At 39.5% G+C, this 24,159-nt stretch carries 22 protein-coding genes; 9 read left to right on the top strand and 13 right to left on the bottom strand.

All coding sequences use genetic code 11. From position 1 onward, the window contains the following. Positions 1–681 precede the first annotated feature (681 nt). Entirely contained in the window at positions 682–2,052 is a 1,371-nt protein-coding gene (locus tag KQP79_RS23885) for an FAD-dependent oxidoreductase (RefSeq protein ID WP_234120950.1), read from the bottom strand. Between the two features lie 228 nt (positions 2,053–2,280). Beyond that, complete coding sequence (locus tag KQP79_RS23880; RefSeq protein WP_004310906.1) at positions 2,281–3,714, bottom strand: aspartate ammonia-lyase; 1,434 nt, start codon at positions 3,712–3,714, stop codon at positions 2,281–2,283. Between the two features lie 178 nt (positions 3,715–3,892). On the opposite strand from KQP79_RS23880, the gene KQP79_RS23875 reads away from it, so the two are divergent. The 3 genes from KQP79_RS23875 to KQP79_RS23865 are packed head-to-tail and all read left to right on the top strand — an operon-like array spanning position 3,893 to position 7,499. Next, positions 3,893–5,203: an anaerobic C4-dicarboxylate transporter family protein gene (locus KQP79_RS23875; protein WP_004302365.1), complete on the top strand. Its 1,311-nt coding sequence runs from the start codon at positions 3,893–3,895 to the stop codon at positions 5,201–5,203. Between the two features lie 34 nt (positions 5,204–5,237). Continuing rightward, positions 5,238–6,296: an L-asparaginase 2 gene (ansB, locus tag KQP79_RS23870; protein WP_004296386.1), complete on the top strand. Its 1,059-nt coding sequence runs from the start codon at positions 5,238–5,240 to the stop codon at positions 6,294–6,296. A gap of 15 nt (positions 6,297–6,311) precedes the next feature. After that, on the top strand, positions 6,312–7,499 hold the full coding sequence (locus KQP79_RS23865; protein ID WP_004296387.1) for a porin: 1,188 nt from the start codon (positions 6,312–6,314) through the stop codon (positions 7,497–7,499). A 92-nt stretch (positions 7,500–7,591) separates the two neighbouring features. Here the strand turns inward: KQP79_RS23865 and KQP79_RS23860 are convergent, their stop codons facing one another. From KQP79_RS23860 to KQP79_RS23820, 9 genes are all read right to left on the bottom strand, one after another. Beyond that, the gene (locus KQP79_RS23860; RefSeq protein ID WP_002558131.1) at positions 7,592–7,813 is read right to left on the bottom strand and encodes a DUF2795 domain-containing protein; all 222 of its coding nucleotides are present in this window, start codon (positions 7,811–7,813) and stop codon (positions 7,592–7,594) included. Positions 7,814–7,886: 73 nt separating this feature from the next. Beyond that, positions 7,887–8,450: a cob(I)yrinic acid a,c-diamide adenosyltransferase gene (locus tag KQP79_RS23855; protein ID WP_004302366.1), complete on the bottom strand. Its 564-nt coding sequence runs from the start codon at positions 8,448–8,450 to the stop codon at positions 7,887–7,889. A gap of 43 nt (positions 8,451–8,493) precedes the next feature. Continuing rightward, a complete protein-coding gene (locus KQP79_RS23850; protein WP_004302367.1) occupies positions 8,494–9,117 on the bottom strand; it encodes a hypothetical protein in 624 nt (207 codons plus the stop codon). Positions 9,118–9,224: 107 nt separating this feature from the next. Then, entirely contained in the window at positions 9,225–9,908 is a 684-nt protein-coding gene (locus KQP79_RS23845; protein WP_004302368.1) for an energy transducer TonB, read from the bottom strand. Between the two features lie 245 nt (positions 9,909–10,153). Beyond that, on the bottom strand, positions 10,154–11,293 hold the full coding sequence (locus KQP79_RS23840; RefSeq protein WP_004323776.1) for a toll/interleukin-1 receptor domain-containing protein: 1,140 nt from the start codon (positions 11,291–11,293) through the stop codon (positions 10,154–10,156). Positions 11,294–11,543: 250 nt separating this feature from the next. Continuing rightward, positions 11,544–13,676 (bottom strand): tetratricopeptide repeat protein, encoded by a 2,133-nt coding sequence (locus tag KQP79_RS23835; RefSeq protein WP_004310910.1) that lies wholly within the window; start codon positions 13,674–13,676, stop codon positions 11,544–11,546. A gap of 128 nt (positions 13,677–13,804) precedes the next feature. Continuing rightward, entirely contained in the window at positions 13,805–14,311 is a 507-nt protein-coding gene (locus tag KQP79_RS23830; RefSeq protein ID WP_004302377.1) for a zinc ribbon domain-containing protein, read from the bottom strand. A gap of 11 nt (positions 14,312–14,322) precedes the next feature. Next, positions 14,323–14,559, bottom strand: coding sequence for a hypothetical protein (locus KQP79_RS23825; protein ID WP_234120951.1), 237 nt, complete (start codon positions 14,557–14,559; stop codon positions 14,323–14,325). A 33-nt stretch (positions 14,560–14,592) separates the two neighbouring features. After that, positions 14,593–15,471: a M48 family metallopeptidase gene (locus KQP79_RS23820; protein ID WP_004302379.1), complete on the bottom strand. Its 879-nt coding sequence runs from the start codon at positions 15,469–15,471 to the stop codon at positions 14,593–14,595. Positions 15,472–16,497: 1,026 nt separating this feature from the next. On the opposite strand from KQP79_RS23820, the gene KQP79_RS23815 reads away from it, so the two are divergent. Continuing rightward, positions 16,498–18,606 (top strand): BT4734/BF3469 family protein, encoded by a 2,109-nt coding sequence (locus KQP79_RS23815; protein ID WP_022199848.1) that lies wholly within the window; start codon positions 16,498–16,500, stop codon positions 18,604–18,606. Between the two features lie 373 nt (positions 18,607–18,979). Here KQP79_RS23815 and KQP79_RS23810 read toward each other — a convergent pair whose 3' ends face one another. Further along, positions 18,980–19,324, bottom strand: a complete 345-nt coding sequence (locus tag KQP79_RS23810) for a hypothetical protein (RefSeq protein WP_008776923.1) — start codon at positions 19,322–19,324, stop codon at positions 18,980–18,982. 335 nt (positions 19,325–19,659) lie between these two features. On the opposite strand from KQP79_RS23810, the gene KQP79_RS23805 reads away from it, so the two are divergent. The 3 genes from KQP79_RS23805 (at position 19,660) to KQP79_RS23795 (ending at position 21,240) form a co-directional block, all read left to right on the top strand. Further along, entirely contained in the window at positions 19,660–19,959 is a 300-nt protein-coding gene (locus KQP79_RS23805) for a hypothetical protein (protein WP_155728180.1), read from the top strand. A gap of 205 nt (positions 19,960–20,164) precedes the next feature. Further along, positions 20,165–21,079 carry an IS1595 family transposase gene (locus KQP79_RS23800; protein WP_061447752.1) on the top strand — a complete coding sequence of 305 codons (915 nt, stop codon included), beginning with the start codon at positions 20,165–20,167 and terminating at the stop codon, positions 21,077–21,079. Between the two features lie 5 nt (positions 21,080–21,084). Further along, on the top strand, positions 21,085–21,240 hold the full coding sequence (locus KQP79_RS23795; RefSeq protein WP_155728179.1) for a hypothetical protein: 156 nt from the start codon (positions 21,085–21,087) through the stop codon (positions 21,238–21,240). A 177-nt stretch (positions 21,241–21,417) separates the two neighbouring features. Here the strand turns inward: KQP79_RS23795 and KQP79_RS23790 are convergent, their stop codons facing one another. Continuing rightward, the gene (locus KQP79_RS23790) at positions 21,418–22,161 is read right to left on the bottom strand and encodes a DUF3825 domain-containing protein (RefSeq protein ID WP_022199746.1); all 744 of its coding nucleotides are present in this window, start codon (positions 22,159–22,161) and stop codon (positions 21,418–21,420) included. Positions 22,162–22,523: 362 nt separating this feature from the next. Here KQP79_RS23790 and KQP79_RS23785 point away from each other — a divergent pair, with 362 nt between their 5' ends. Both KQP79_RS23785 and KQP79_RS23780 read left to right on the top strand, forming a co-directional pair. Next, positions 22,524–22,880, top strand: a complete 357-nt coding sequence (locus tag KQP79_RS23785) for a hypothetical protein (RefSeq protein ID WP_061447750.1) — start codon at positions 22,524–22,526, stop codon at positions 22,878–22,880. 213 nt (positions 22,881–23,093) lie between these two features. Then, positions 23,094–24,159, top strand: a 1,066-nt coding sequence (locus KQP79_RS23780; RefSeq protein WP_264386572.1) for a hypothetical protein, incomplete at its 3' end; no start/stop codon positions are given.

The following is a 24,159-nucleotide window of genomic DNA, read 5'->3' as shown; positions in this document are numbered from 1 at the left end:
AAAACTTTGGGTAATAACAAAGCCCGGGCTTGAGAAAGTCTGGGCTTTGCGCATAAAAAAAGGCTGTGTCAGCGTTTTGACACAACCTCATCACGTAAGCGCTTCCACTAATCTGCACCTACAACAAACTGTTATCATCTGATATACTGAACATTAATTATTTCCGCAAGAAGTATTAACAGCTATCACCTCAAGTATTAACACTGTAGACTTCAGCCATTAATAGTTGAAAAATCAGGTATTAACACATGGGAAATGGAGTGATAATACCTGATCAATGGTTTAATATCATCTGAAACAACAGGTGAAACGAGCGTATAGATACAGATGAAAGCATCATACCATAATAAGATTGCAAATGGCTTATCCATTAGGAAAGTTCCAGTTTCCAATAGGACGAATGACAGTTTCATATAATGATACTAACAGTTTCCCGGTGAGAGACTATAGTTTCCCCGTAAGGAAACCATTGTTCCCCCATAGGGGAAACTTTAGTTTCAAGCCTGCGAACAGATTGTTTCAAGCCTCTAAACAAATTATTTGAAGCTATAAAACAAATTTAAGCTGCTGACCGGAAATTAGCCAACCAGTAATCACGAGGAAAACACAACTTACCCGACAACTGAAATCAGGATGATCCACACACAGCGTATGCGACTAGAAAGACGTATTCTTACTACTCTATGAGAACAAAGCATTCAACGCTTCGCTCATGCTGGGATGAGTAAAGATGAAATCACGCAGGAAAGTATAATCCTGACCTGTTTTCATTGCCATGGCAACTATATTGATGACTTCGCCGGCATCAGGCGCAAACAGCATACAACCTACTATTTTTCCCGTATTCTTATCAATGACAGCTTTCAACAGACCGTCCGTCTCTCCCAATGTCTTTGCTCTCGGTATCGCCATAACAGGCAATTTCTTGATAATCACATCCAAATCCTGCTTACGAGCCTCATCCTCATTCAATCCGATACGCGCCATTGGAGGATCAATAAATACGGAGTAAGCAACCGGATTACGGTCACTTGTTTTCCGCTCCTTATCTCCAAACAAATCTTCACAGATAATCCGATAATCATCCAATGAAATATAAGTGAACTGCAAACCACCTTTCACATCACCCACGGCACGTATATTCGGATTAGTTGTTTTCAGATATTCATCCACAATGATCGCTCCACGTGCGTCCGTCTCCACTCCGGCAACTTCCAGATTAAGATCTTTCGTATTGGGTTTGCGCCCCGTAGCCAACAAGACAGCATCAGCTTCAAGTCCGAACGCTTCACCTGTTTGTGAGTCAGAAAAAACAACGACAGCCCTATTTTCAACATGCCGCACAGATTGTACCTTCACGTTCATCCGAAAAACAATACCTTTTTTCTCCAATGTTTCCTTTACACTTGCAGCAATGTCACGATCTTCACGAGCAATTAGTTCCGGATAACTCTCAAGCACCGTCACCTGCGAACCGAACGAAGCATACATAGACGCAAACTCTAAACCAATATAACCGCCGCCAACAATAACCAGCCGACGGGGAAGATCGGTTAATTCCATGATTGAAGTACTGGTATAAACCAAAGAATTGTCCGCAATTCCTTCAATAGGCGGAATAATTGTTTCCGCTCCGGTGTTGATAATTATTTGCTTTGATGTTAACCATATTTCTTCAGTAGATGTACGGACGGAAACCACATCGGCAGATACAAAAGAACCTACACCTGTATAAACTGTTACATTAGGATGATCTGCCAGATTATGGTAATTCTTATCTCTCAACGCACTTGTCACAGACTCCTTCACAGCAATAGCATTGCGATAAAACTCTCTTCTTTCTTCAAACGTCGAATTCTTCATGCCGGAAGCAATTTTAGCCTGATGAACTAGCGTCTTTGTCGGAATACATCCGATATTGATACACGTCCCTCCATACATTTTATCAGAACGTTCAACAATGGCAACTTTCCGCCCACGTTTTGCAAACTCTGCCGCAAGGGTCTTTCCTCCCTTACCGAAACCGATAATAATAACATCAAATGCATTCATATCTATATAACTTTTAATGGGTTCAAGACTTGCTTATTAGGTTAACAACGAATGATATTGCAAAGTTCGTCGCTTTCGAAGTAATAAACAATAACCATTTCGCCGGATGAATTAGCAATTATTCCCGTATAAGGTCAAAGTAATAAATAATCAAAAATCGCCGGAACAGATCAATGATTTGCCCGGCGATATCTCATCTTAAACCAATCTCCACTTACTATATATCAATCAACGATTCGGGTGAATGTCCAACTTCACCGGTTTAATCATATTTTCCGGTTTTAAGATAGTATCCAGGTCTTCCTTGGAAAGAATGTTATGTTCCAAAACAAGTTCATAAACTCCCTTCCCTGTTTCCAATGCTTCTTTGGCTATTTTAGTAGAGTTCTTATATCCGATCACCGGATTCAGGGCTGTCACTACTCCAATGCTGTTATGCACATCTCTCCGGCATTTTTCTTCATTAGCCGTAATGCCGTCGATGCATAAGGTGCGCAAAGTGTCAAAACCATTCATTAGTAAATCGGCAGACTCGAAACAGCATTGTGCCATCACCGGCTCCATTGCATTCAGTTCCATTTGAGCTGCTTCACCGCTCATGGCCACACAAAGGTCATTTCCTATTACCTTGTAAGCCACCTGGTTCATCACTTCAGGAATCACCGGATTCACTTTTCCGGGCATGATGGATGAGCCCGGCTGCATTGCCGGCAGATTGATTTCTCCCAATCCACAACGCGGACCGGAAGCCAGCAACCGCAAGTCGTTACATATCTTATTCATTTTAACAGCAATACGCCTCATCACTCCCGAATAACCTACCATGCAGGAAGTGTCCGAAGTAGCTCCCACCAAATCGTCTGCTAGTTTGATATCCAATCCCGTAATCTTGCGCAAAGCGGCAATGCACTTCTCCGCATATTCCGGTTCGGCAGTGATTCCTGTTCCAATGGCTGTTGCTCCCATATTGACTGCCAGAAAATCTTGTGCAGCAAAATCAAGGTTCTTTACTTCATGTGACAAAATACTTGCAAAGCCATTAAAGGTTTGCCCAAGAGTCATCGGTACGGCATCTTCCAATTGGGTACGCCCCATTTTGATGACATGTGCAAACTCATTCGCTTTCTTCCGGAAAGACTCGATCAGAACCTCCAAATGCTTAACCAATTTCAAATGAGTATAATACAGTCCAATGTGAATGGCTGTAGGATAAGCATCGTTGGTGGATTGCGAACGGTTGACGTGATCGTTAGGCGAACAGAATTGATACTCTCCCCGCTGATGCCCCATCAGTTCCAATGCCCGGTTGGCAATCACTTCATTGGCATTCATGTTGGTGGTCGTACCGGCTCCTCCCTGAATCATATCTACCGGGAACTGCTCGTGATGCTTTCCTTCGAGTATTTCTTTACAGGCTCTCAAGATAGCATCCGCTTGTTCTTCAGTTAATAAGTCCAGTTCACGGTTGGCAACGGTGGCTCCCATCTTCGTAATAGCCAATGCCTGAATGAACAAAGGATATTCATTCAAATGAAACTTGCTGATGCGAAAGTTTTCAATGCCACGGAGTGTCTGTACTCCATAAAGTGCACTTTCCGGCACTTCACGACTACCTATCAGGTCACTCTCTGTACGAGTTTTTTTTGATAAATTTTGTTCCATATCGGTTGTTTTATAGTAATAACGTTTTCGTTAGTTCTTATAATAACCAACCAACGATGTTATTGTTTTAATAAATATGCAAAAACTATTCAAAGACTTTTTTGTTGTAAATAGAAGAAAAAGAAAATACAAAGAGAAGAATCGCTTATCTTTGTTTTTGAATTTAAAACAGCAATCTATGATATTACAATTAGCATTTGTTCTGACAGCCATTATTATTGGCGCACGCCTGGGAGGTATCGGACTTGGCGTAATGGGAGGCGTAGGGTTGGCAATACTCACGTTCGTTTTTGGTTTACAACCCACTGCGCCTCCCATCGACGTTATGTTAATGATTGCCGCCGTAATCTCTGCCGCTTCCTGTATGCAGGCGGCCGGAGGTTTGGACTATATGGTGAAACTGGCAGAACATTTGCTTCGTAAAAATCCTTCACACGTCACTCTGCTTAGTCCGCTGGTGACTTACCTCTTTACTTTTGTAGCCGGAACCGGACACGTGGCTTATTCCGTACTGCCGGTAATTGCAGAGGTTGCCACCGAAACAAAAATCCGTCCGGAACGTCCGTTAGGTATTGCCGTCATCGCTTCCCAGCAGGCCATTACGGCAAGTCCGATCTCTGCCGCTACCGTGGCACTTCTCGGACTTTTAGCCGGATTCGACATTACCCTGTTCGACATTCTCAAAATTACGATTCCCGCCACCATCATTGGAGTGTTGGTAGGCGCCTTGTTTTCCATGAGAATCGGTAAGGAACTGGTGGAAGATCCCGAGTATCAGAAAAGATTGAAAGAAGGTTTATTCAACAATAAAAAGGTGGAGATTAAAAGTGTCAAGAACAAACGTTCGGCAATGATTTCCGTTATCATCTTTATATTGGCAACTGCTTTTATCGTGCTTTTCGGTTCTTTTGAAGGAATGCGCCCCAGTTTCCTGATTGATGGGGAAATTGTCACCTTGGGAATGTCTTCTATCATCGAAATCGTGATGTTGTCGGCTGCCGCAATTATCCTGCTAGTAACGAAGACAGACGGGATCAAAGCAACGCAAGGTTCTGTATTTCCGGCAGGTATGCAGGCGGTGATTGCCATCTTCGGTATTGCCTGGATGGGAGATACCTTTCTTCAGGGAAATATGGGACAGCTGACTCTCTCTATCCAGGGAATTGTGCAACAAATGCCGTGGTTGTTCGGTGTCGCCCTGTTTGTGATGTCTATCCTGCTATATAGCCAGGCTGCCACTGTACGGGCACTCGTCCCTCTGGGCATTGCGTTAGGGATTTCTCCTTATATGCTGATCGCTTTATTCCCGGCCGTGAACGGATATTTCTTTATTCCGAATTATCCTACCGTGGTGGCTGCGATTAATTTCGACCGTACCGGGACAACAAAAATCGGCAAATATGTGTTGAATCATTCGTTCATGATGCCCGGTCTGGTATCGACCGTTGTGGCTATTGCACTAGGTTTGCTTTTTATACAAATATTCTAATAGATCATATTATTAACCTAAACATCATTCAGTTATGAAACAATTCAAAAGCTTTGGACTGGTAGTAGTCACACTACTGTTTTCCGTAACTATGGCATTCGCCGCAAAACCGAATATTCATATTCTTGCTACGGGAGGAACCATCGCAGGTACGGGAAGCTCGGCTACCGGAACCAGTTATACGGCAGGACAAGTTGCCATCGGCGCACTGCTCGATGCTGTACCCGAAATTAAAGACATCGCCAACGTAACCGGAGAACAGATTGTCAAAATCGGTTCGCAGGACATGAACGACCAGGTTTGGTTGACGCTTGCCAAGAAAATCAATGAACTACTGAAACGCCCGGACATTGACGGCATCGTGATTACTCACGGAACAGACACCATGGAGGAAACTGCTTACTTCCTGAATCTGACTGTCAAGAGTGACAAACCGGTGGTATTAGTAGGCGCCATGCGTCCGTCTACCGCTCTAAGTGCCGACGGCCCGTTGAACCTTTACAATGCCGTTGTTACCGCAGCCGCAAAAGAATCGAAAGACAAAGGAGTATTGGTTGCCATGAACGGCCTGATCCTCGGAGCGCAGAGCACGGTTAAAATGAATACGGTCGATGTACAAACTTTCCAGGCTCCCAACTCCGGCGCACTGGGTTATGTACTGAACGGAAAAGTGTTCTACAACCAAGTAACGCTAAAGAAACATACTACCCAGTCCGTTTTTGATGTCACTCATCTGAACGCGCTTCCTAAAGTAGGTATCGTGTACAGCTATTCCAACATTGAGGCCGATATGGTAACTCCGATGCTTAGCAACGGGTACAAAGGCATCATCCACGCAGGAGTAGGAAACGGAAATATTCACCAGAACATCTTCCCGGTACTGACGGATGCCCGCCAAAAAGGTATTCTTGTCGTTCGTTCTTCCCGTGTCCCGACCGGACCCACCACACTGGATGCAGAGGTGGACGACGCCAAATATCAGTTTGTGGCTTCGCAGGAACTGAACCCGCAGAAATCTCGTGTTTTGTTAATGCTTGCACTAACAAAAACTACAGACTGGAAACAGATTCAGCAATATTTCAACGAATACTAAAAACCTGACTTACTTATGAAAAAATGGATATTCATGCTGCTCCTCGCGGGTAGCATACAGGGAATATATGCTCAAAAAACAGAGAAAAAGGAGAAATTCAATCCGAACACTCCCCTGTTTGAAGAGCTGACAGACGTGAAAAAGAAAACAGATAAATTCAATCTTTATCTGAATATGCAAGGGAGCTTTGACGCTCATTTCCAGAATGGTTTTCAGGAGGGTGACTTTAATATGCACCAGCTTCGTATCGAAGCCAAAGGAAATATCAACAACTGGCTGTCTTACCGCTATCGTCAGCGCCTCAACCGCTCGAACGATGCAAACGGCATGATTGATAACCTCCCGACTTCTATCGACTATGCCGGAATCGGTATCAAGCTGAATGACCAGTTTAGTCTTTTTGCAGGAAAGCAATGTGCCGCATACGGTGGTATCGAGTTCGACCTGAATCCGATTGACATCTATCAATACAGTGATATGATTGATTACATGAGTAATTTCATGACCGGATTGAATGTGGGTTATAACATTACTCCCGAACAGCAGCTTAACCTGCAGATATTGAACAGCCGTAACAGTTCTTTCGATAATACTTACGGAATCACAGAAGATGCCGAAGGTAATCTCCCCGATCTGAAATCGGGCAAAATGCCACTGGTTTATACATTAAACTGGAACGGTAATTTCAATAATGTATTTAAAACCCGTTGGTCGGCTTCTGTTATGAACGAGGCCAAAAGTCACAATATGTATTATTATGCTTTAGGTAACGAGTTGAATCTTGGAAAATGGAATGCTTTTGTCGATTTCATGTATTCAAAAGAGGATATTGACCGGAAGGGAATCATTACCAGTATCGTAGGTCGTCCGGGCGGTCATAATGCTTTTGATGCGAACTATCTTTCGGTTGTTGCCAAGTGTAATTACCGCTTTCTTCCGAAATGGAATGTTTTTGTGAAGGGTATGTACGAGACGGCTTCCGTAGGCAAGGCGTCCGAAGGTATAGAAAAGGGAAATTACCGTACCTCCTGGGGATATCTGGGCGGTATCGAATATTACCCGATGGAAACCAATCTGCACTTCTTTGTTACCTACGTAGGACGTTCGTATGATTTCACTTCCCGCGCCAAGGTGCTGGGACAGGAGAATTACAGTACTAACCGTATTTCTGTAGGATTTATCTGGCAGATGCCTGTATTCTAATTCTAAAGCAAGAAACCGAGATGACAATAAAAAATACCCGATAGCTTCTTACAACAGTTATCGGGTATTCTTATATGTTCGGTCTTTTTAAATCAATACTCTTCCTCGTTAAAGAAGAAATCCTCCTTACTAGGATAATCCGGCCAAATATCTTCGATACTCTCATAGATTTCGCCCTCATCTTCCATCTCTTGGAGATTCTCAATAACTTCAAGAGGAGCACCCGAACGCATGGCATAATCAATCAATTCGTCCTTGGTTGCCGGCCAGGGAGCATCTTCAAGTTTTGATGCTAGTTCCAATGTCCAATACATAATCTTGAGTATTTAAAATGAATACTAAATTTGTCTCGTTTTCTATTTTTCGGCAAAAGTATAATAAAATCTATCATTTCCAACTATTATCCCAAAATATTTCATTATTTTGCTCATCAAAATTAATTTTTCGGGATAATACAAACAAATAATCTGATAATCTGTTGACAAATGCTAATACTTCGGGAGAAATTGTACAAGTTTCGGATAAAGCCAGAATACGTCTCTCGGCTCTCCTGCAAATAGTACGGCAAACATGACAAACGGCTGCTCCACGACTCCCGCCGGGAATGATGAAAGCGCAAAGTTCGGGCAGTTGTTCGTCCAGCTTATCAATCTCCCGCTCAATATTCTCCACGTTTTCGGGAGTTATGATGCTGGCAGCCTTCAGTTGCGTTTTTTCCTGGTCGGTGGCCAGATGTGAACCGATGGCAAATAGCTTATGCTGAATACTCAAAATGAAATCACGGTCTGATTCATCTTGCAGATAGGTATTCAACCATCCTAGATGAGAATTTAGTTCATCCACAGTTCCGTAAGCTTCCAGACGGATATGGGTCTTTGGAACGCGACTTCCGCCGACAAGACTGGTAGTTCCTTTATCTCCGGTCTTTGTATATACAAGGCTCTTTTTCATAATCTTCTTTTTTACTTATTATAAGGTAAACGTACAAAGGTTCTTAGAAGTTGACAATATACTGCTGTTTTATCTTCGTTTTATCAAAAAATAGTAAACCGACGTCGTAGAGGTCAAAGGTGATGCCTACTCTTTCATCAGCCTGCAGCTTTTTCCAAAGTGCTTTCATCTCTTTGGAATAGCAGATGCCATGGACTACAAATACACTTTTAGGAGTGGCACGATGTGCACAAACCCGGAAGACTTCTTCCAGTAAGTCGGGATTCCGGTAGTCATTCAGATACAAAAAGTCGACTGAAGTGTCTGCATCCAGAAACAGTTCCGACAAGTCGGAAGCAAAAAGGTAGGAAGCCGATGGTTTAGCAGACTGTAAGTAGAGGGTTGTGGAGGAAGGACGCCCAACTTCTATAATCGTATCAGGCTGTACTCTGTTCACCAACCGGAACAGGAAACGGTTTACCTTTTGAGAACCTTTAGTCCACCCACGCTCTCTTATCATCTTTTTCTGTTCTTTTTTCAAAGAAGAATAGGCATAGTAAGGCATCTTCTCATAAATCACATCGGTAATCAGACTAAAAGCAAAAGGGGAATGTACGCCATATCCGCAACGATAACGAAAGCGGGAAAGCCAGATAAAAGGTCTTTTTATACAGAGTAGAAGATTCATAAAACAATCATTCGTATTTTTATTCTCCCGACAAAGATATATTTTTTTATTGAAAAAGGGTCGGTTCCCATAAAGAACCGACCCTCATACTCATTTATTCCAAGTTACTACTGTAGTCTGAATGATACCGGTACAGTAAATTTCACTCGTACTTTCTTACCATTTTGCACTCCGGGAGTCCATTTCGGCATAGAACTTATCACGCGGATAGCTTCTTTATCCAAATAAGGATCAACCCCTCGCACAACTTCAGGATTGGAAATCGTTCCGTCTTTGTCTACAACAAACTGAACAATGACTTTTCCTTGTGAACCAGTTTCCTGCGAAATCGTTGGATATTTGATATTACTACTTAAATATTTCATTAAAGCAGCTGTACCTCCAATAAACTCCGGCATGACTTCAACACTTACGTGAATAACGTCTTCAACTACCGTTTCTGTTTCTACCACTGGGGGTATCCAAATAACATCATGAACTGCATTCATATCCTCTGACACTGTAGAAACGTTATCCGTCACCTCCATATTGTTTTCCACTATTTCGAACAATTCTGTTACCTTAGTTTCGGGAGGAGGAGGCGGTTCCAGTTTCTCTTCAGGGAATGTGATTGGAACTAGCTCTGTTACAAAGATGGATTCATCATCTGGTGATAGTGCTGCAACTCTGACATCATGTTGTGTCCATTCGAACGAAACGAACATGAAGGCTAGCGCAACAACCAAACCCATCAACAACCAAGAACCCCGTTGATTCTCAATTGCAGCCTTTTTTGATTTCTTGGCTTCCATAAAAAATGTGTTTAAGTAATTAATAATAGAAAATATATAGTATATATACTACTTTTCGTTTTTCCTCTTAAGCATTACTTAAAGTGCTCTCTCGCTGCAATAAATATAATCGTTTTATGGATAGGTTGTTACGACGTCTCTTGTTTATTTTATTCTTTTCTCTTCTTTTGGATAAAATTTATGAATAATTCGGCTTTAGTGAGTTTAGTATGAGTAAACGTTTCTATACCACTATTTTTCATATCTCAATATTGAACATAAATTGTACTAAGACCAGTATGACCGGACGCCTGCAATGAATCTCCAGAATAGGTCAGATGCATAGAGATTCCGTTATAATCAATTTTCACCGGATAAGACACCTGCTGCCGGTCTATTGGAATGAGTACATCGAGTATACCTTCATCGTTCGTTTTCACTTTCAGAAAGCCAAAGTCGAATGTTACACCTATAAGTTGCTTTTCCGTTTCATTATCTACAATACAGTATTGAATATGCCCAAACGTTTCAGGATTCCGTTGAATAGGCAATGCCATCTTTGAAGTAATAGATACGATTGTGTCCAACACATAGCAACCATAAGCCTTTGCAACAATTCTCATATTCTGTCCTTTATACTTTCCCGGAATGTTGGGAAACAAAACAGCATTATCCAAATCTTTTAGAACCACTGTGCGTAGATCATTTTCACCTAGAAACAGATACAGACTGTCTGTTTCATCGGCACTAAGTGGGAGAGCCTTGCAAGGTGTTTGTGATAATTGCACTGCTAAATCGAAAGGACGTGAATGAATTGCGTTCACTGCCAGTCCGATGATAATGGAAAGAACAACAATCATCAAAGCGACCAGCTTAACGAGAAAATGCTTTCGACGGTTCCATAATACGCCAAAGTCCACATCAAGCATTCTTGCCACAAGACGGATAAATGCTTGATGGAAACGTATCGCATGGAATCTTGAATTTTCCGCCTGCACATCAATCCCCAAAAGTTCCAATCCGCCTAACGTCAGTTGAGCATGAAAACATTCCCGATCTTTGGAATGAGGAATACCGTCAATGATAAAAGGTATAATCTCTCTTTCGCGTCCCTTCGAGCGGAAGTAGGCAATCTCCTCCCCTACATATTTCGATTGTGCCGAATTCGGCGAACAAATGACAATCAGATATTTCGATTCATCCAATTTATGATGCAGTTCGTCACTAAGTACACCACTCGTCAGTTCATCAGCATCACGAAAGACTTTAAACCGTTTAGGTGCCTCCGGCTTCATTTTCTGAATCATTGTCGGCAAATTGTACGATTCTAATAAAAACTGTAATCGCTTCGCCGCCTTAATGTCCGTATGACGATAGCTAATAAAAGCAAAAAAATTGTGTGCCATTTCGTCTGATTTCTATTTAAAATTAACCACATTTGATAACATTCCACTATTTTTTCTTTTTCCTACACATTCATGGGATATATCTGCAATTGCATGCCTATCATATTATTGTTCAAATCAAAAACATTAATATATTTGTTTCTATCCTCCATCAGCACACTCAAGAACAATATAGTTTTCTGACATTCCTCGCTCAAAAGCGAAAGATCTTTTCGGTGATGGTTCCTAATATAATATGAGTTTTCATAAATTATTTTGTTGTTTCAGGAGATTGTAATACCTTACTATTAGCAACATTAATCAAATCCATAATTTCCTTTGTCAAAGGATGATTTTCACCATAAACAGACAAACGGATTTTCAAGGACTTCTCATAATAGTTCAGAGCTTTGGATTTGTCACCTTGAATTATATACAAACTCCCTATACTATAATAACTCAAAGCTACCTCAGGATGGTTCTCACCAAAAAGAGACAAACGGATTTTCAAAGACTCTTCAAAATAATATAAGGCTTTAGAATAATCTTTTTGAGCAAAATATATTTCTCCTATATGATCATAAATAGAAGATACTTGAGAATGATTTTCACCATAAACTGACAAAACTATTTTCAAAGACTTTTTAAAATAATCCAAAGCTTTGAAATCATCTCCTTGAACGGAATATATTTCTCCTATATCATTGTAAACAGAAGCTACTCGGGAATGATTTTCACCATAAACTGACAAACGAATCTTTAAAACCTCCTCAAAATATTCCAAAGCCTTAGAGTAATCCCCTTGAGCAAAATACACATACCCAATATTATAATATCCGGAAGCTACAGAAGGATGGTTCTCACCAAAAAACGACAAATCCAATTTCAAAGACTTTTTAAAATAATCCAAAGCTTTAGAATAGTCATTTTGAGCAAAATATATCTGTCCTATATAACTGTAACTTGTAGCTACAGCAGGGTGGTTATCTCCATTAAGCAACAAAAATATTTTCAAGGCCCCTTCAAAACAGACCAAGGCTTTGGAGTAATCTCCTTGATTTGAATATACACGTCCCATACCAATAGATACATTGGCTATTCCCCATGAAGCGTTCTCACCGTAAATCATCAAATAGATATTCAAAGACTTTTCATAATATTCCAAAGCTTTAGAACAGTCATCTTGAGCGAAATATATCTGTCCCATACGTTCATAATCATTAGCCACAATTTCATCATTTTCGCCATAAACAGATAGCCGAATCTTCAAAGACTTTTCATAACATTCCAAAGCTTTAGAATAGTCATCTAGCTTCTCATATATTCCCCCTATTATAATGTAACTAGTTGCTTTGTATGTATCATTGTCTGTTGTATTCAATGCAGACAACTGATAATTCATAGCCCGATTGTAATCAGCCATATAATCTTCTTCAAACCTTCCCGCTGCAATCAAATAATCCCAATTTGTTGGAGCAGCTTTCGTGAGAATCTCATAATAATGCGAAACCGAATCATTCAAATGCTGCATCTTGAATGATTCGATAGCAGTCTCCATTTTCCCAAACCATTGACTGCGTTGTTGTATCAACCGTTGTTGTTCTGACAGTCCTCTAGCTAATTCAAGCTTGGCTTGTTCTACTTTTGCATCCGCATTCCGTTGCTGTTGTTCAATCACTTTCCAGGCTTCCTCGGCTCCACCAGGCATAGACTCGCGTATCAAGTCGTTAAGTGCCTTCCATTCTCCGTTTTTTTTCAGTTCATAAATTTTCAGTTCCAAAGAGTCCAAGCTCTGATAATCGGTCAGTGCCAGCTCTTCAGCTAATTCCTTGATAACCTCATCTATCTTATCCTCATTGTTGATGTAATCAAGATAAAGTTTGCGGATGCTGTCACACTCCGCTTTCAGACGTGCATAATGTACATCCGATTCGCTCAATTCTCCAAGACGCTTATTCAGTTCATTGCGTAGTTTACGTAAAGATAACGACTGCTCTTCATACTTTTCTTTCAGTAACTCATACCGCTTCTTATACTCCATCTCCTTTTCTTCTGGTGTTATCAACGAGACTTCCAAGTCATTGGCAGATATAAATAGTCGTTTACCTTTCGATGGCGAAGCCAACATATACTTGGAACCTTGTGGCACACGCACGGCTGTCAGTGTATAACTACCCGCCTTATCCGTGACCTTCACCTTCAACGAAAATCGTCCGTCCTTATCACTTGCTTTATTAGCTTCCCCCGACACAATAACTTGTACACCCTGCACCGGAATGAAAGGATCGGAAGCCGAACGGGTAACCTTGCGGACTATCCCCTTCTGGGTATGAACCTGTGCTGTAACTCCCAATACCATGAAGACGGCAAAAAGGAATACTGTTATCAAACGTAATTTACTCATGTCATTTTCATTATAACTATAGAATTATCTAGAATCTTACCTTTATTATTCTTATAGTCCTTGCTACTTGCCTTTACTATTTTATTCATTAAAAGCGATGGTTTAATAAAACCATCGCTTTTAACTCCTTACAATGCCTGTCCACATTCCGAACAAAATTTTGCACCTTTGATATTCCGATATCCGCAGTTCGTACAGAATACCATACCGTTAATATCCAAATTCAGAGTTGTAAAAGAATCCCGATTTTTTAGCACCTCTTCAGCTATTTCGAGCGCCTTATCATCAAGTTTGGACTGTTGTACTATCCCCCAAATTTGCGTGATAAGTACCGGCCAGAAGAATAGCATAGAAATGATAGTAGGAATAGCTTGTTGACCAAAGATCCCTATCCCAGCCTCAAACGCTATTGCATTATCTTTAGGTATCAAGCTGACTTTCAATGCAGACTTCAAACCAAGTACAGCTTTAAATAAACCGCCCTTTGATATAGAAATATCAACACCACCACTTAATAAATTATCTATTTGTACCTCAAACTGCTCGGCCGCAAATTCTGTTTTTATTTGTTCAGCAATAACAGGAATCAAAGAAGGATTGCCCTGAAGTATCTTTTTTGTTGCAAATGTTCCCATAATTCTATTTTTTAAAAGTGTAATAACTGTAATGCATGATATTGGCTCGTTGTAAATAACACACCGGCTTCAACAAGCAATTCTTTAATTTCACGCTGTTGCTCTTCCGTATAGTTCTTTTCCATAGACTTCAATATAGAAACCATTCTTTCAGACTGTTCCTTGATCTCCTGTTCAGTAACTATACCATCTTCCATAATTTTCTTGAATGTGGGCTGGTTCATGACCGCCTCGTCTAAATTCAACATTCCTTGTTCATTAAAAAACATAAGCTATTATATTTAAAGTTTATTTCCACAATGTTTGCAATAGGTCCAGCCATCCACTATCGGTTGTTTGCAATTCGAGCATACCTTGCCTGATTTTTCTGCCGAAAGATGATCTACTATAGTCTTATATTGAGAACTTTTTCCCCATTTCAAGATTTCCTTAACCCGCACAGCCGAGAACGGATGATTCTGATTCATTATTGCCGCTACCTGCAATGTCTTATTCCATAATCCGTCATTACGGATAGCCTCATATTGGTCTGCCTGTTTAGCCCACTCCTCCATATCGATATTCTTTGTTATAGAAGTCGGACCTCCGGATAGACGAGCCATCGTGCTTGCCACTATGGCCGGAGTAGTCACAATACTGGCAGCTCTGTCACAGGACAACTCACTTTTACGTTCCCAATACAAAATCGCATATTGAAGAGGAGCTCCCAAACTCCCCAAAACGCCCAGCGAATCCAGACCATCCATCACATAATGAGCTATAGAATGATACAAGACATGATGACAAAGGATATGCCCGCATTCATGGGCAATCACTGCATCCAACTCCTCTTCGGTCATCATATCAACCAAACCGGAAGTGATCGTTATAAAAATCTTTGTATCGCCAAAGGTCCATGCGTTAGGATTAGGATCCATAGAGAGATAAAACTCCGGTTGCTCAATACCCAACTTTTTACAAATCGGTGGCAGACGATTATACAGTTTCGGCAATTGACTCGGTGATAAACGAATTGCAGATGCCATATTAACGCCATATTGCAGTTGTTCCAATCCCATTGACATTAACTTTTTCACTAGGGTCGGGAATCCGGGAATACTTTCCAACTGCCTCAATGCAGCTGCATCCTCAGGATGAATAAAATCTGTTGCTTTAATCATGGTTATCAATATTAATATCTATTGTTTTTATGACCTTCATTACAAAACATATCAAGTTCAGTCTTTTCATATCACTGGTATACGCAACAAACTCCTCGTAAGCACCACAGGTTAAAATCCTGATATACAATAAACCGGAAACATAAAAAGAATTATGCGAATAAATTCTTCATTTATCTGATAAAATAAGAAAGCAGCACGATAATCAGTATTAGCTTTTAACAGATACAAATATCATACTGCTAAAATGTTGTCCTTGTGCAGTCCTTTCATTGGCGATTTCAGAGACCTGGACAAACATATTCTCCATATTCTAGTTCACCGCATCATCATTACAAGTCTCAAATATAACGAATAATATAGCAGGAAAAAATTACAAAAGCCCCAATCATGTCTAAACAGACCAAAAACAGAACTATTGATGCGAAAAACATGTCTATCATGACATTTTTTATTTTGCAAATCACAACAACAAAAAGATAGCATTCATTATAAATATATTATTTATATCTTTCATCTTTCACCGAAAGTCACAAATCCTTTTGTTCATCGTACTTTCAAACCATTGACAGTTCTTTTTCAATCTATCACCCAATCTTTCATCTTTCACCACTTATCACATTCAAAGGAACAGCTATTTCTTTCCTGAACTATTAATAGATAAGTTCCTTTTCATTAAATATAAACTTCCTTTTCATTAATAGAAAACTTATTCCTCACCTGATTCAAACTATAAATGCAAGTTCCGTTTTTATAAATGAAAGTTTCATTTATAAAAACGGAACTTGCATTTATATAATCAAAGCTTTCATTTATAGATTACAAACAGCCAAAAGAAACTTCTCTATTAGAGGAAAGAAACTTTGTATAGGGAAGAAAGGAACTTTTCTATTAATAGCCAATGTAAGGGACAGTACATAAGAAGGTTCCAACAAAGAGAAGATGATATATTTGGAGAGTCCGATAATAAAGCATACCTTTACTCGCCTTTTAAATAAAGAAACATAAACAATAAACACATCTATCATGAAACTTACTTTGATGCGGGACAACGGAGGGACGACAACCATGCGAACGTTGGACATAAACATACAAATAGAAACGATGAAGCATGAAACGAAAGCCCAGCCAGTCAGCAACCTACGCACGAGCATCCGTTACGCATCACCGGACAGCAAGCTGGACGACGTCAAGAAATTGGCCAAAGTTGTCCCGGCTGCCACTTTTCGTAAAATAGTCAATGGTATACAGATGACCGGATATAACGGCATCATACAAATAGAAGTGAATCATCTTGCCAACCGGATGGAAGTAAACCGGGTGAAGCAGGAAGCGGCCGAACTTTCACATACATTCGCAGCCTTTATGGGTTCCGGAGGACATTCCGTGAAAATATGGATACGATTCACACGTCCCGACAAGTCACTTCCTCAAAAACGGGAAGAAGCGGAAATATTTCAGGCAAATGCCTACAGGAAAGCGGTCAGCCTATACCAGCCCGCCCTTTCCTATGCTATCGAACTGAAGAATCCTGCTCTGGAACAGTTCTGCCGACAGACTTATGACCCGGAACTTTATTACAACCCTGAATCTACCGTGATTTACATGCGGCAGCCATTGGAAATGCCTTCGGAAACAACTTACAAGGAAGCTGTGCAAGCAGAAGCATCTCCATTCAAACGGTTGATTCCGGGATATGACAGTTTCGACACATTATCCGCTCTCTTCGAAGCTGCTTTAAACAAGGCATATCAATCACTAAGCGAATTACAGCCAAGAATCCATATTCATTCCGATGAAGACCTGAAGCCTTTGCTGGTTCAGGTAGCGAAGAACTGTTTTCAGGCAGGAATACCGGAAGAAGAGACGATCCGTTGGTCCACCGCCCATTTCTATACAAAGAATAAAGAATTCCTGATCCGGCAAACCATACAGAATGTATATACGTGCGAAAAAGGTTTCGGAAAGAAATCTCCCTTATCAGCAGAACAGGAACTGGAATTTCGGACGGAAGAATTCATGCAACGCCGATATGAATTTCGCTACAATACGATGACGACAGTTACGGAATACCGCGAACGAAACACGTTTTGTTTCTGTTTCCGTCCCATCAGTAACCGCATACGGAACAGCATCGCAATGAACGCACGCCTGGAAGGGCTTAACCTATGGGACAGAGACGTCGTCCGGTATCTGGACTCCGACCGTATCCCTATTTTCAATCCTATTGAAGATTTCCTTTTCAGGCTGGACATCCATTGGGACGGACGTGACCGGATTCGGGAACTGGCAACCCGGGTTCCTTGCAACAATACCCACTGGCCTGACTTGTTTTACCGCTGGTTTCTGAATATGGTAGCCCACTGGCGTCAGACAGACCGGAAATACGCCAATTGTACTGTACCGTTACTGGTCGGTCCGCAGGCATACCGAAAATCCACCTTTTGCCGAAGTCTGCTTCCACCTGAATTACAGGCTTATTATACCGACCGCATTGATTTCAGCAATAAGCGGGATGCCGAACTTTCTCTAAATAGATTCGCACTCATCAATATGGATGAATTTGATCAGAACCGAGTGAGCCAGCAGGCATTTCTGAAACATATTCTTCAAAAACCGGTTGTCAACGTCCGGCGTCCGCATGGCACCGCTACTCAAGAGATGCGCCGATACGCATCTTTCATTGGGACAAGCAATCACAAGGACCTACTGACTGATACTTCCGGCAGCCGACGCTACATCGTCATTAACGTGACCGGTCCCATCGACTGCTCCCCCATTGATTATGAGCAGCTTTATGCACAAGCCATGCACGACTTATATAGAGGAGAGCGATATTGGTTCAACACGGAAGATGAAAATGTCATGACGGAGAATAATCAGGAATTTCAGGTCATGCCGGTTGCCGAACAGTTGTTTCACGAATATTTCCGAGGGGCAAAAGAAGGAGAAGAATGCGAGCAACTCCTTGCCATTGAAATACTGCAACAACTACAACATGACAGCAAGATTCATGTATCTATCTGCAGTATTGTCCAGTTCGGAAGAATATTACAAAAGAACAAAATACCTTCTTTGCATACGAAACGCGGTAATTTCTACAAAGTAATACGAATCAAGCCGGGAAGAGGATAAGTTTGCAATAAAAAATATCCAGTGAAAGATGACAGATCAGTGACAGATCATTTTACATCTATCACCAACGTACAACTACCATAGACAGGGAGTTTCAGCAGAAGGTGAAAGATTGAAAGATAAAAGCATAAAGAAAAGCTTTAGTGGAGGGAGTATAGATATAAGACGAAACATCGCCTAACAAATTTTCGTTCTACTCAAATTGAAAAAATAGACTCATTTAAATGGAGCCTGCATTCAACTTTAGTAGAACGAAAATGATCATGTAGATTAAATAAATTATTAATGAAAGAACCGAAAATTAAGTATAGCGTCATAACAGATTATCTTTTACGATTCTCCGTTTGACAGGTTTAGATTAAACGAATAGTACTTATTTTGCTTTTTTCTTTTTCTTCGCGTTATCCTTCTTACGCATATCCTGGTATTTCTTATATTGTTCATCGGTCAGAATGCTTTTTATTTTAGCATCTATTTCCTGCCTTTTCTTTTGCATTTCTTCCCGCGTAGGTCTTTCATTCGATTTATTTTTCGCAGGTCTCATTTCTTCCATTGCAGCTTTGAAATCTTTGGCCTGCTTTTCATTCAAGCCCAGATCGGCAACAATCTGTTCCATACGTTTCTCTCTATCAGCCTTTCCATTCTGACGATTTTGAGCCATACATACAGTTGAGCCAATCAATAACGCAACTGCCAAACTTAAAATTTGCTTTCTCATCATTTTAATTCTCATATTAAATAAGTTATGTATGTTAGACCTCACAAATGGGTGAAAGTTAATTCGATAATGAGGCCAAAAACTGTTTTTTCACATTATTTATCAAAGGGCAGCTAGTATCACATCGAAAAACGAATAAACGTTTTCTTATCCGGTAAAAAAACAGCAATATCCAGTTTATCGGTTTAGAAATATTATTTCTATATTTGCAGGAAACAGATCAAAAGCTTGACATAACCCTTATGCAAACCTATTACAAAACCGATTAATAATTAAGGCAGTAATCACTAAAGTTACACCACGCTGATTTATCATAACTTTTAGTTATACTAATCATGGATAGGATAGGAGAAATATTAATGATAGAATGGGAAGATAGTTATGGAGTAGAATCAGGATGGAGAGATATATCTAATTATTCTGCTTCTGTTCTTACTATTAAAAGTGTCGGTAAAGTAATTTATGAAAATGACAAAATAATCTCATTAGCTCATAATTTCGCAGATGAAACTGATAATACACCAATGCAAGCTAATGGAATCATGGTAATACCCAAAGCTTGCATTGTAAATGTTACTTCTTGCTCTTTTTCTTGTCGGCAGTTTGAGTCAGAGCAGAAGCCGCCACCGTCTTAACCTTTTTAGGAGTCTTAGGATTCCTTAAAAGTTCAGATGCAATACTAGCCACTTTTGGCGATGTTTTTTCATTCTTTCCCATAAACTTAGAATTAAAGATTGTACAAATATAGTTGTTATATTTAGGATGTCCAAAAAAATGATATTTTTATTTGCATATCTCGTTTATTTTCACTATATTGTAGCAACATCAAAGATAAGCGTTATGAAAAAGAGAAGGAAAAGAAAAAGCATCGTAGATTTCAGAGCTTCTTTCCCGGACGAAGAAAGCGCAATCAGATACTACGAGAGTGTAAGATGGGCAAATGGAGTGGTTTCGCCATTCGATGAAACATCTAAAGTGTACAAATGCAAGAACGGTAAATATAAGTGCAAGAATACCGGGAAGTACTTCACTTATAGGACTGGTACGTTTTTCGCTAACTCTAAGTTAGGAATGAGAGATTGGTTATACGCTATTATTATGATTGCCAACCGTAAGAACGCTATATCTTCATACCAATTAGCAGATGATTTGGATATTCCACAAAAGACAGCATGGTATATGCTTCACAGAATAAGAACTGCAATGGCTAAAGAAAACAATCAGAAGCTATCTGGTGACGTTGAGATAGATGAAACATTTGTAGGTGGAAAGAATATTAATCGCCATAAAGATAAGAAAGTAGAGAAATGTCAAGGACGTAGCTACAAGGATAAAGTTCCTGTATTCGGAATACTTGAAAGAGGTGGGAATCTTTTTGCTAAGGTTGTTCCTAACACCCAAGCAAAGACGCTCGTCCCGATTGTGAAAAAGAATGTTGATGTAGGAAGTTCAGTTTATACCGATGGTTGGAGCTACAAAGGACTAGAGAAGAAATACACGCAAATGTCTGTAGACCACGGCAAACATTTCTACGGAATGATCCTAGTTACTGATGATGGAGAGATAATCGAAATCACAACTAACAGAATAGAAAACGCTTGGTCGGTATTTAAACGAACTATAAAAGGAACATATATCCATGTCAGCAAGAAGTATCTACAAAGATACGTTGACGAATTTGTTTTCAGATTTAACACCCGAAAAATTAGCAAATATGAGAGAATTGAATTACTTTTGCAATATGCAGCAGCTTAGATATTATGGCAAATAATAAAGACATAAAGAAGAACAAGCCTAAGAAGGAGAAGAAAAAAAGAAAGCCTATCTACGAGATACAGGGCTTCGTCCTCACTATACCCGAAGAAAGGCTAAAGGAGATGCTGCTAGAAATGAGCAAGCCAAATCCTGAAAAATAAAAAAAAGAAGATACTATATGTTATAGTATCTTCATATAATCAAGTTTTAATCTATCTCTAAAAAGTATCTTCCTGTAAATGTTAAGTAAATTTTATAATCCTATAAGTTTATATTCATCAAACGATATTTAATCATGCCACAAAGATATATATTATTTTTGAAAAAACAAATGAATCCTATACTTTTAACCATTCGTCATCAGGTTTTGCTATTAATCTAGCATTATTAATAGCCATATCTAAAGTCAAACATGTTGAAGCTCTATAAACACCATTTTCCTTTTCAATTACTAATGCCAAATCAGCAGCAGCTTTATTTGTCAGGCAAATAGGAAGAAGCAATTGAATACGTCCATCATAATATTGCGGAACTGCTGTTTTATAATTCCTGCGTATTCTTCTGATAGCATCATTAATAGTACCTTGTAATAATACGCCTAATTGATACCTATCCATCTCTTGTAATGATTTAGGGAATCTTGCTATATTGTCATCTATAATATGATTAACATTAGTTCTTAATTCCAATTTAGTATCATAAATCAAATCCGAAGAATTTTCAAAATAATTCGCATTATCAGGAAGATTAGTGAATTTCATCAAATCCCTATCACTGGATTTTCGCCATCCGATAAAATACCATTTAAAAGAACCGGGCTTTCTGTTTACTTGAAATAAACCATATATCTCTTCTTGATAATCTGTAACTAATCCTGTATTAAAGACAGAGTAATTATTTTGTTCTAAAACTTTTTTCTCTTCATATACTTTTATAAAAGTATGTTTTATATAATTTTCTAAGATTGGATTTTTTCCTGTTGGCTTTTTCTTATAATCCCAATCTTCTCCCATTGCCAATTCTTTAAGTTCTTCGATACAAGTCTGTATATCTTTAAACCATGCGTATTCTAATAGTTTCATGCCATATTTTTTTGCAAAGTTAATATTTAAGTTGTAAACTACAAAGTTTTATATATCTTTGCAACGAAAAGAGAAAATTGGAGATAAATCCAATTTTTTGCAGGAAATAGTTATAGCCTAATCGTCATCAGAATCACCACCTCGGATAACAGAACTAAGGCTATCAGTGAACTTACTCGTTGGGTAAAGTGTACTTCGTCATATACTGACGTGGTGCGCTGCCATTGAGTAAGTGGGCTTGTGGTGAGCCTTGATGACGTATGGCAGTAGCACTACGTCTTTTTTTGTGACTTTGCGTATGGTTATTGCTGAATTGGATAGGGATTTATTCACTTTATGTTTAACTATAAAAAGAAAAAGTTATGAAAAAGTTTCTAAGTATGACGCTGTTGTTTACAGCTATGTTTTTAACGTTCTCTGCGTGTTCAAGCGATGATGATGAAACTACTTACACCTTAGTTTACAATGCTAGCACTTGGGGAAATTATGCCGAAACTGTCAGGATATTCGAGTGTACTGACAATGGTGACAAAATCTTCAATAGTAGTGTAGAATGTAAAAAAGGCTATGAGGAAACCTTCACTGCACAACCTAATGTATCTAAAGTGAAGATTACTATTGGAAGCAAATGGGTTCAGCAGGTATTTCTTCTTAAAAAAGGAGGAAATACTACAATTACAATAGATGGCAGTACTGTTGTAGGACCTAATGAACCATAATTATTACACTTATGTTATTCTACATCTGTTTAATAATATGGGCTGCCTGCTTTATATTTGGCGGTCTAACAGGAAAGAAATAATAGTTGTATATGTGCAAATAATTTGCTATCTTAGCAACCAATTAATACCGGAGGAAAATCCTCCGGTATAACTTTTAGTTATAATAAACAATGCAGTGTAACTTTAGTGATTACTGCCATAATTAAAACGATGAGAACACTTTTCTTTATTCTGCCATTTATCTTTATCACTACAGGATGTATTAAACAGAATACAGAAAAAAGTGATATTTTGACAAAAGAGGATATAGCCAAATTTGACAGTTTATTTAATGCCTGGGAAAAAGAAATACACAACAATCCCAAAGCACAATTAAGTTCAAGTACCCGTGCTTACACCATTTTACCCCAATTCAAAGAGCTAAAAGCTATGGGTAAGAAAATTATCCCATGTATCATAGAACAGTTTGAAAAGGACAATAACACTTTTTTCGCTTTACCTCTTTATGACGAATTACAAGATAATGACAGCCTAAAATCTCACAGAGAAACAAGCGAACAAGATAAAGTGAGCGAGATTGTGCAGAAATTCAGAGAACAGGAAAAAAGAAAGATGTGGGAAGAAGCTAATAGCTACAAGACGTCTATAACCGACACTACTTTCCTGAAGACAAGAGGGACGATGTCGTATGCTGCAATAGATTTATTCACGGGACGAGGTTTCAATAAAGATTACGCATTTAATCAGGTTGTCTATTTGAAAGCCTTACAAAGAGCCCAGAAACATCTGTCTGTCGTAAATGGTCAGTTGGCATGCGACTTAAAGTCAGGTACAGAAATATATATTTCCGAAGATTTATACCTATTTATCACCGACCTTTTTAAGGATTGGAATACGTGGCTGGAATCGGGAAAATATGAGATAATAAAAGACGAGCAAGGGCTTTATACAGTGTTACCTAAGAAAACCAACCAGTCATCGCAAACGAACTCCGTCACATTGCGACCTATTCCCCGTGACATTCCGGCTGGAGAGGACATAAGTCCCGCTTCGCTTTCTATAGAAACAGAACACGATCATTATCCGCTATCAACTACAGAAGTAAAAATAACCATCACCAACCACTCTCACTATGAATATGAGTGCGAATTTCGGTATGACCAACGAGTTACGAGGAGTAGAAAAGAAAAGAGGTTGTGTCAAAACGCTGACACAGCCTTTTTTTATGCGCAAAGCCCAGACTTTCTCAAGCCCGGGCTTTGTTATTACCCAAAGT

The organism is Bacteroides sp. DH3716P, from assembly GCF_025914115.1.
In the GTDB taxonomy this organism is placed as follows: Bacteria; Bacteroidota; Bacteroidia; order Bacteroidales; family Bacteroidaceae; genus Bacteroides; species Bacteroides ovatus.
This window is presented reverse-complemented; position numbering and strand designations above follow the sequence as displayed.

Excerpts from the sequence above, each read along its gene's own strand:
- KQP79_RS23885 (WP_234120950.1), bottom strand. The coding sequence starts at position 2,052 with ATGAATGCATTTGATGTTATTATTATCGGTTTCGGTAAGGGAGGAAAG.
- KQP79_RS23880 (WP_004310906.1), bottom strand. The coding sequence starts at position 3,714 with ATGGAACAAAATTTATCAAAAAAAACTCGTACAGAGAGTGACCTGATA.
- KQP79_RS23875 (WP_004302365.1), top strand. The coding sequence starts at position 3,893 with ATGATATTACAATTAGCATTTGTTCTGACAGCCATTATTATTGGCGCA.
- ansB (WP_004296386.1), top strand. The coding sequence starts at position 5,238 with ATGAAACAATTCAAAAGCTTTGGACTGGTAGTAGTCACACTACTGTTT.
- KQP79_RS23865 (WP_004296387.1), top strand. The coding sequence starts at position 6,312 with ATGAAAAAATGGATATTCATGCTGCTCCTCGCGGGTAGCATACAGGGA.
- KQP79_RS23860 (WP_002558131.1), bottom strand. The coding sequence starts at position 7,813 with ATGTATTGGACATTGGAACTAGCATCAAAACTTGAAGATGCTCCCTGG.
- KQP79_RS23855 (WP_004302366.1), bottom strand. The coding sequence starts at position 8,450 with ATGAAAAAGAGCCTTGTATATACAAAGACCGGAGATAAAGGAACTACC.
- KQP79_RS23850 (WP_004302367.1), bottom strand. The coding sequence starts at position 9,117 with ATGAATCTTCTACTCTGTATAAAAAGACCTTTTATCTGGCTTTCCCGC.
- KQP79_RS23845 (WP_004302368.1), bottom strand. The coding sequence starts at position 9,908 with ATGGAAGCCAAGAAATCAAAAAAGGCTGCAATTGAGAATCAACGGGGT.
- KQP79_RS23840 (WP_004323776.1), bottom strand. The coding sequence starts at position 11,293 with ATGGCACACAATTTTTTTGCTTTTATTAGCTATCGTCATACGGACATT.
- KQP79_RS23835 (WP_004310910.1), bottom strand. The coding sequence starts at position 13,676 with ATGAGTAAATTACGTTTGATAACAGTATTCCTTTTTGCCGTCTTCATG.
- KQP79_RS23830 (WP_004302377.1), bottom strand. The coding sequence starts at position 14,311 with ATGGGAACATTTGCAACAAAAAAGATACTTCAGGGCAATCCTTCTTTG.
- KQP79_RS23825 (WP_234120951.1), bottom strand. The coding sequence starts at position 14,559 with ATGTTGAATTTAGACGAGGCGGTCATGAACCAGCCCACATTCAAGAAA.
- KQP79_RS23820 (WP_004302379.1), bottom strand. The coding sequence starts at position 15,471 with ATGATTAAAGCAACAGATTTTATTCATCCTGAGGATGCAGCTGCATTG.
- KQP79_RS23815 (WP_022199848.1), top strand. The coding sequence starts at position 16,498 with ATGAAACTTACTTTGATGCGGGACAACGGAGGGACGACAACCATGCGA.
- KQP79_RS23810 (WP_008776923.1), bottom strand. The coding sequence starts at position 19,324 with ATGAGAAAGCAAATTTTAAGTTTGGCAGTTGCGTTATTGATTGGCTCA.
- KQP79_RS23805 (WP_155728180.1), top strand. The coding sequence starts at position 19,660 with ATGGATAGGATAGGAGAAATATTAATGATAGAATGGGAAGATAGTTAT.
- KQP79_RS23800 (WP_061447752.1), top strand. The coding sequence starts at position 20,165 with ATGAAAAAGAGAAGGAAAAGAAAAAGCATCGTAGATTTCAGAGCTTCT.
- KQP79_RS23795 (WP_155728179.1), top strand. The coding sequence starts at position 21,085 with ATGGCAAATAATAAAGACATAAAGAAGAACAAGCCTAAGAAGGAGAAG.
- KQP79_RS23790 (WP_022199746.1), bottom strand. The coding sequence starts at position 22,161 with ATGAAACTATTAGAATACGCATGGTTTAAAGATATACAGACTTGTATC.
- KQP79_RS23785 (WP_061447750.1), top strand. The coding sequence starts at position 22,524 with ATGAAAAAGTTTCTAAGTATGACGCTGTTGTTTACAGCTATGTTTTTA.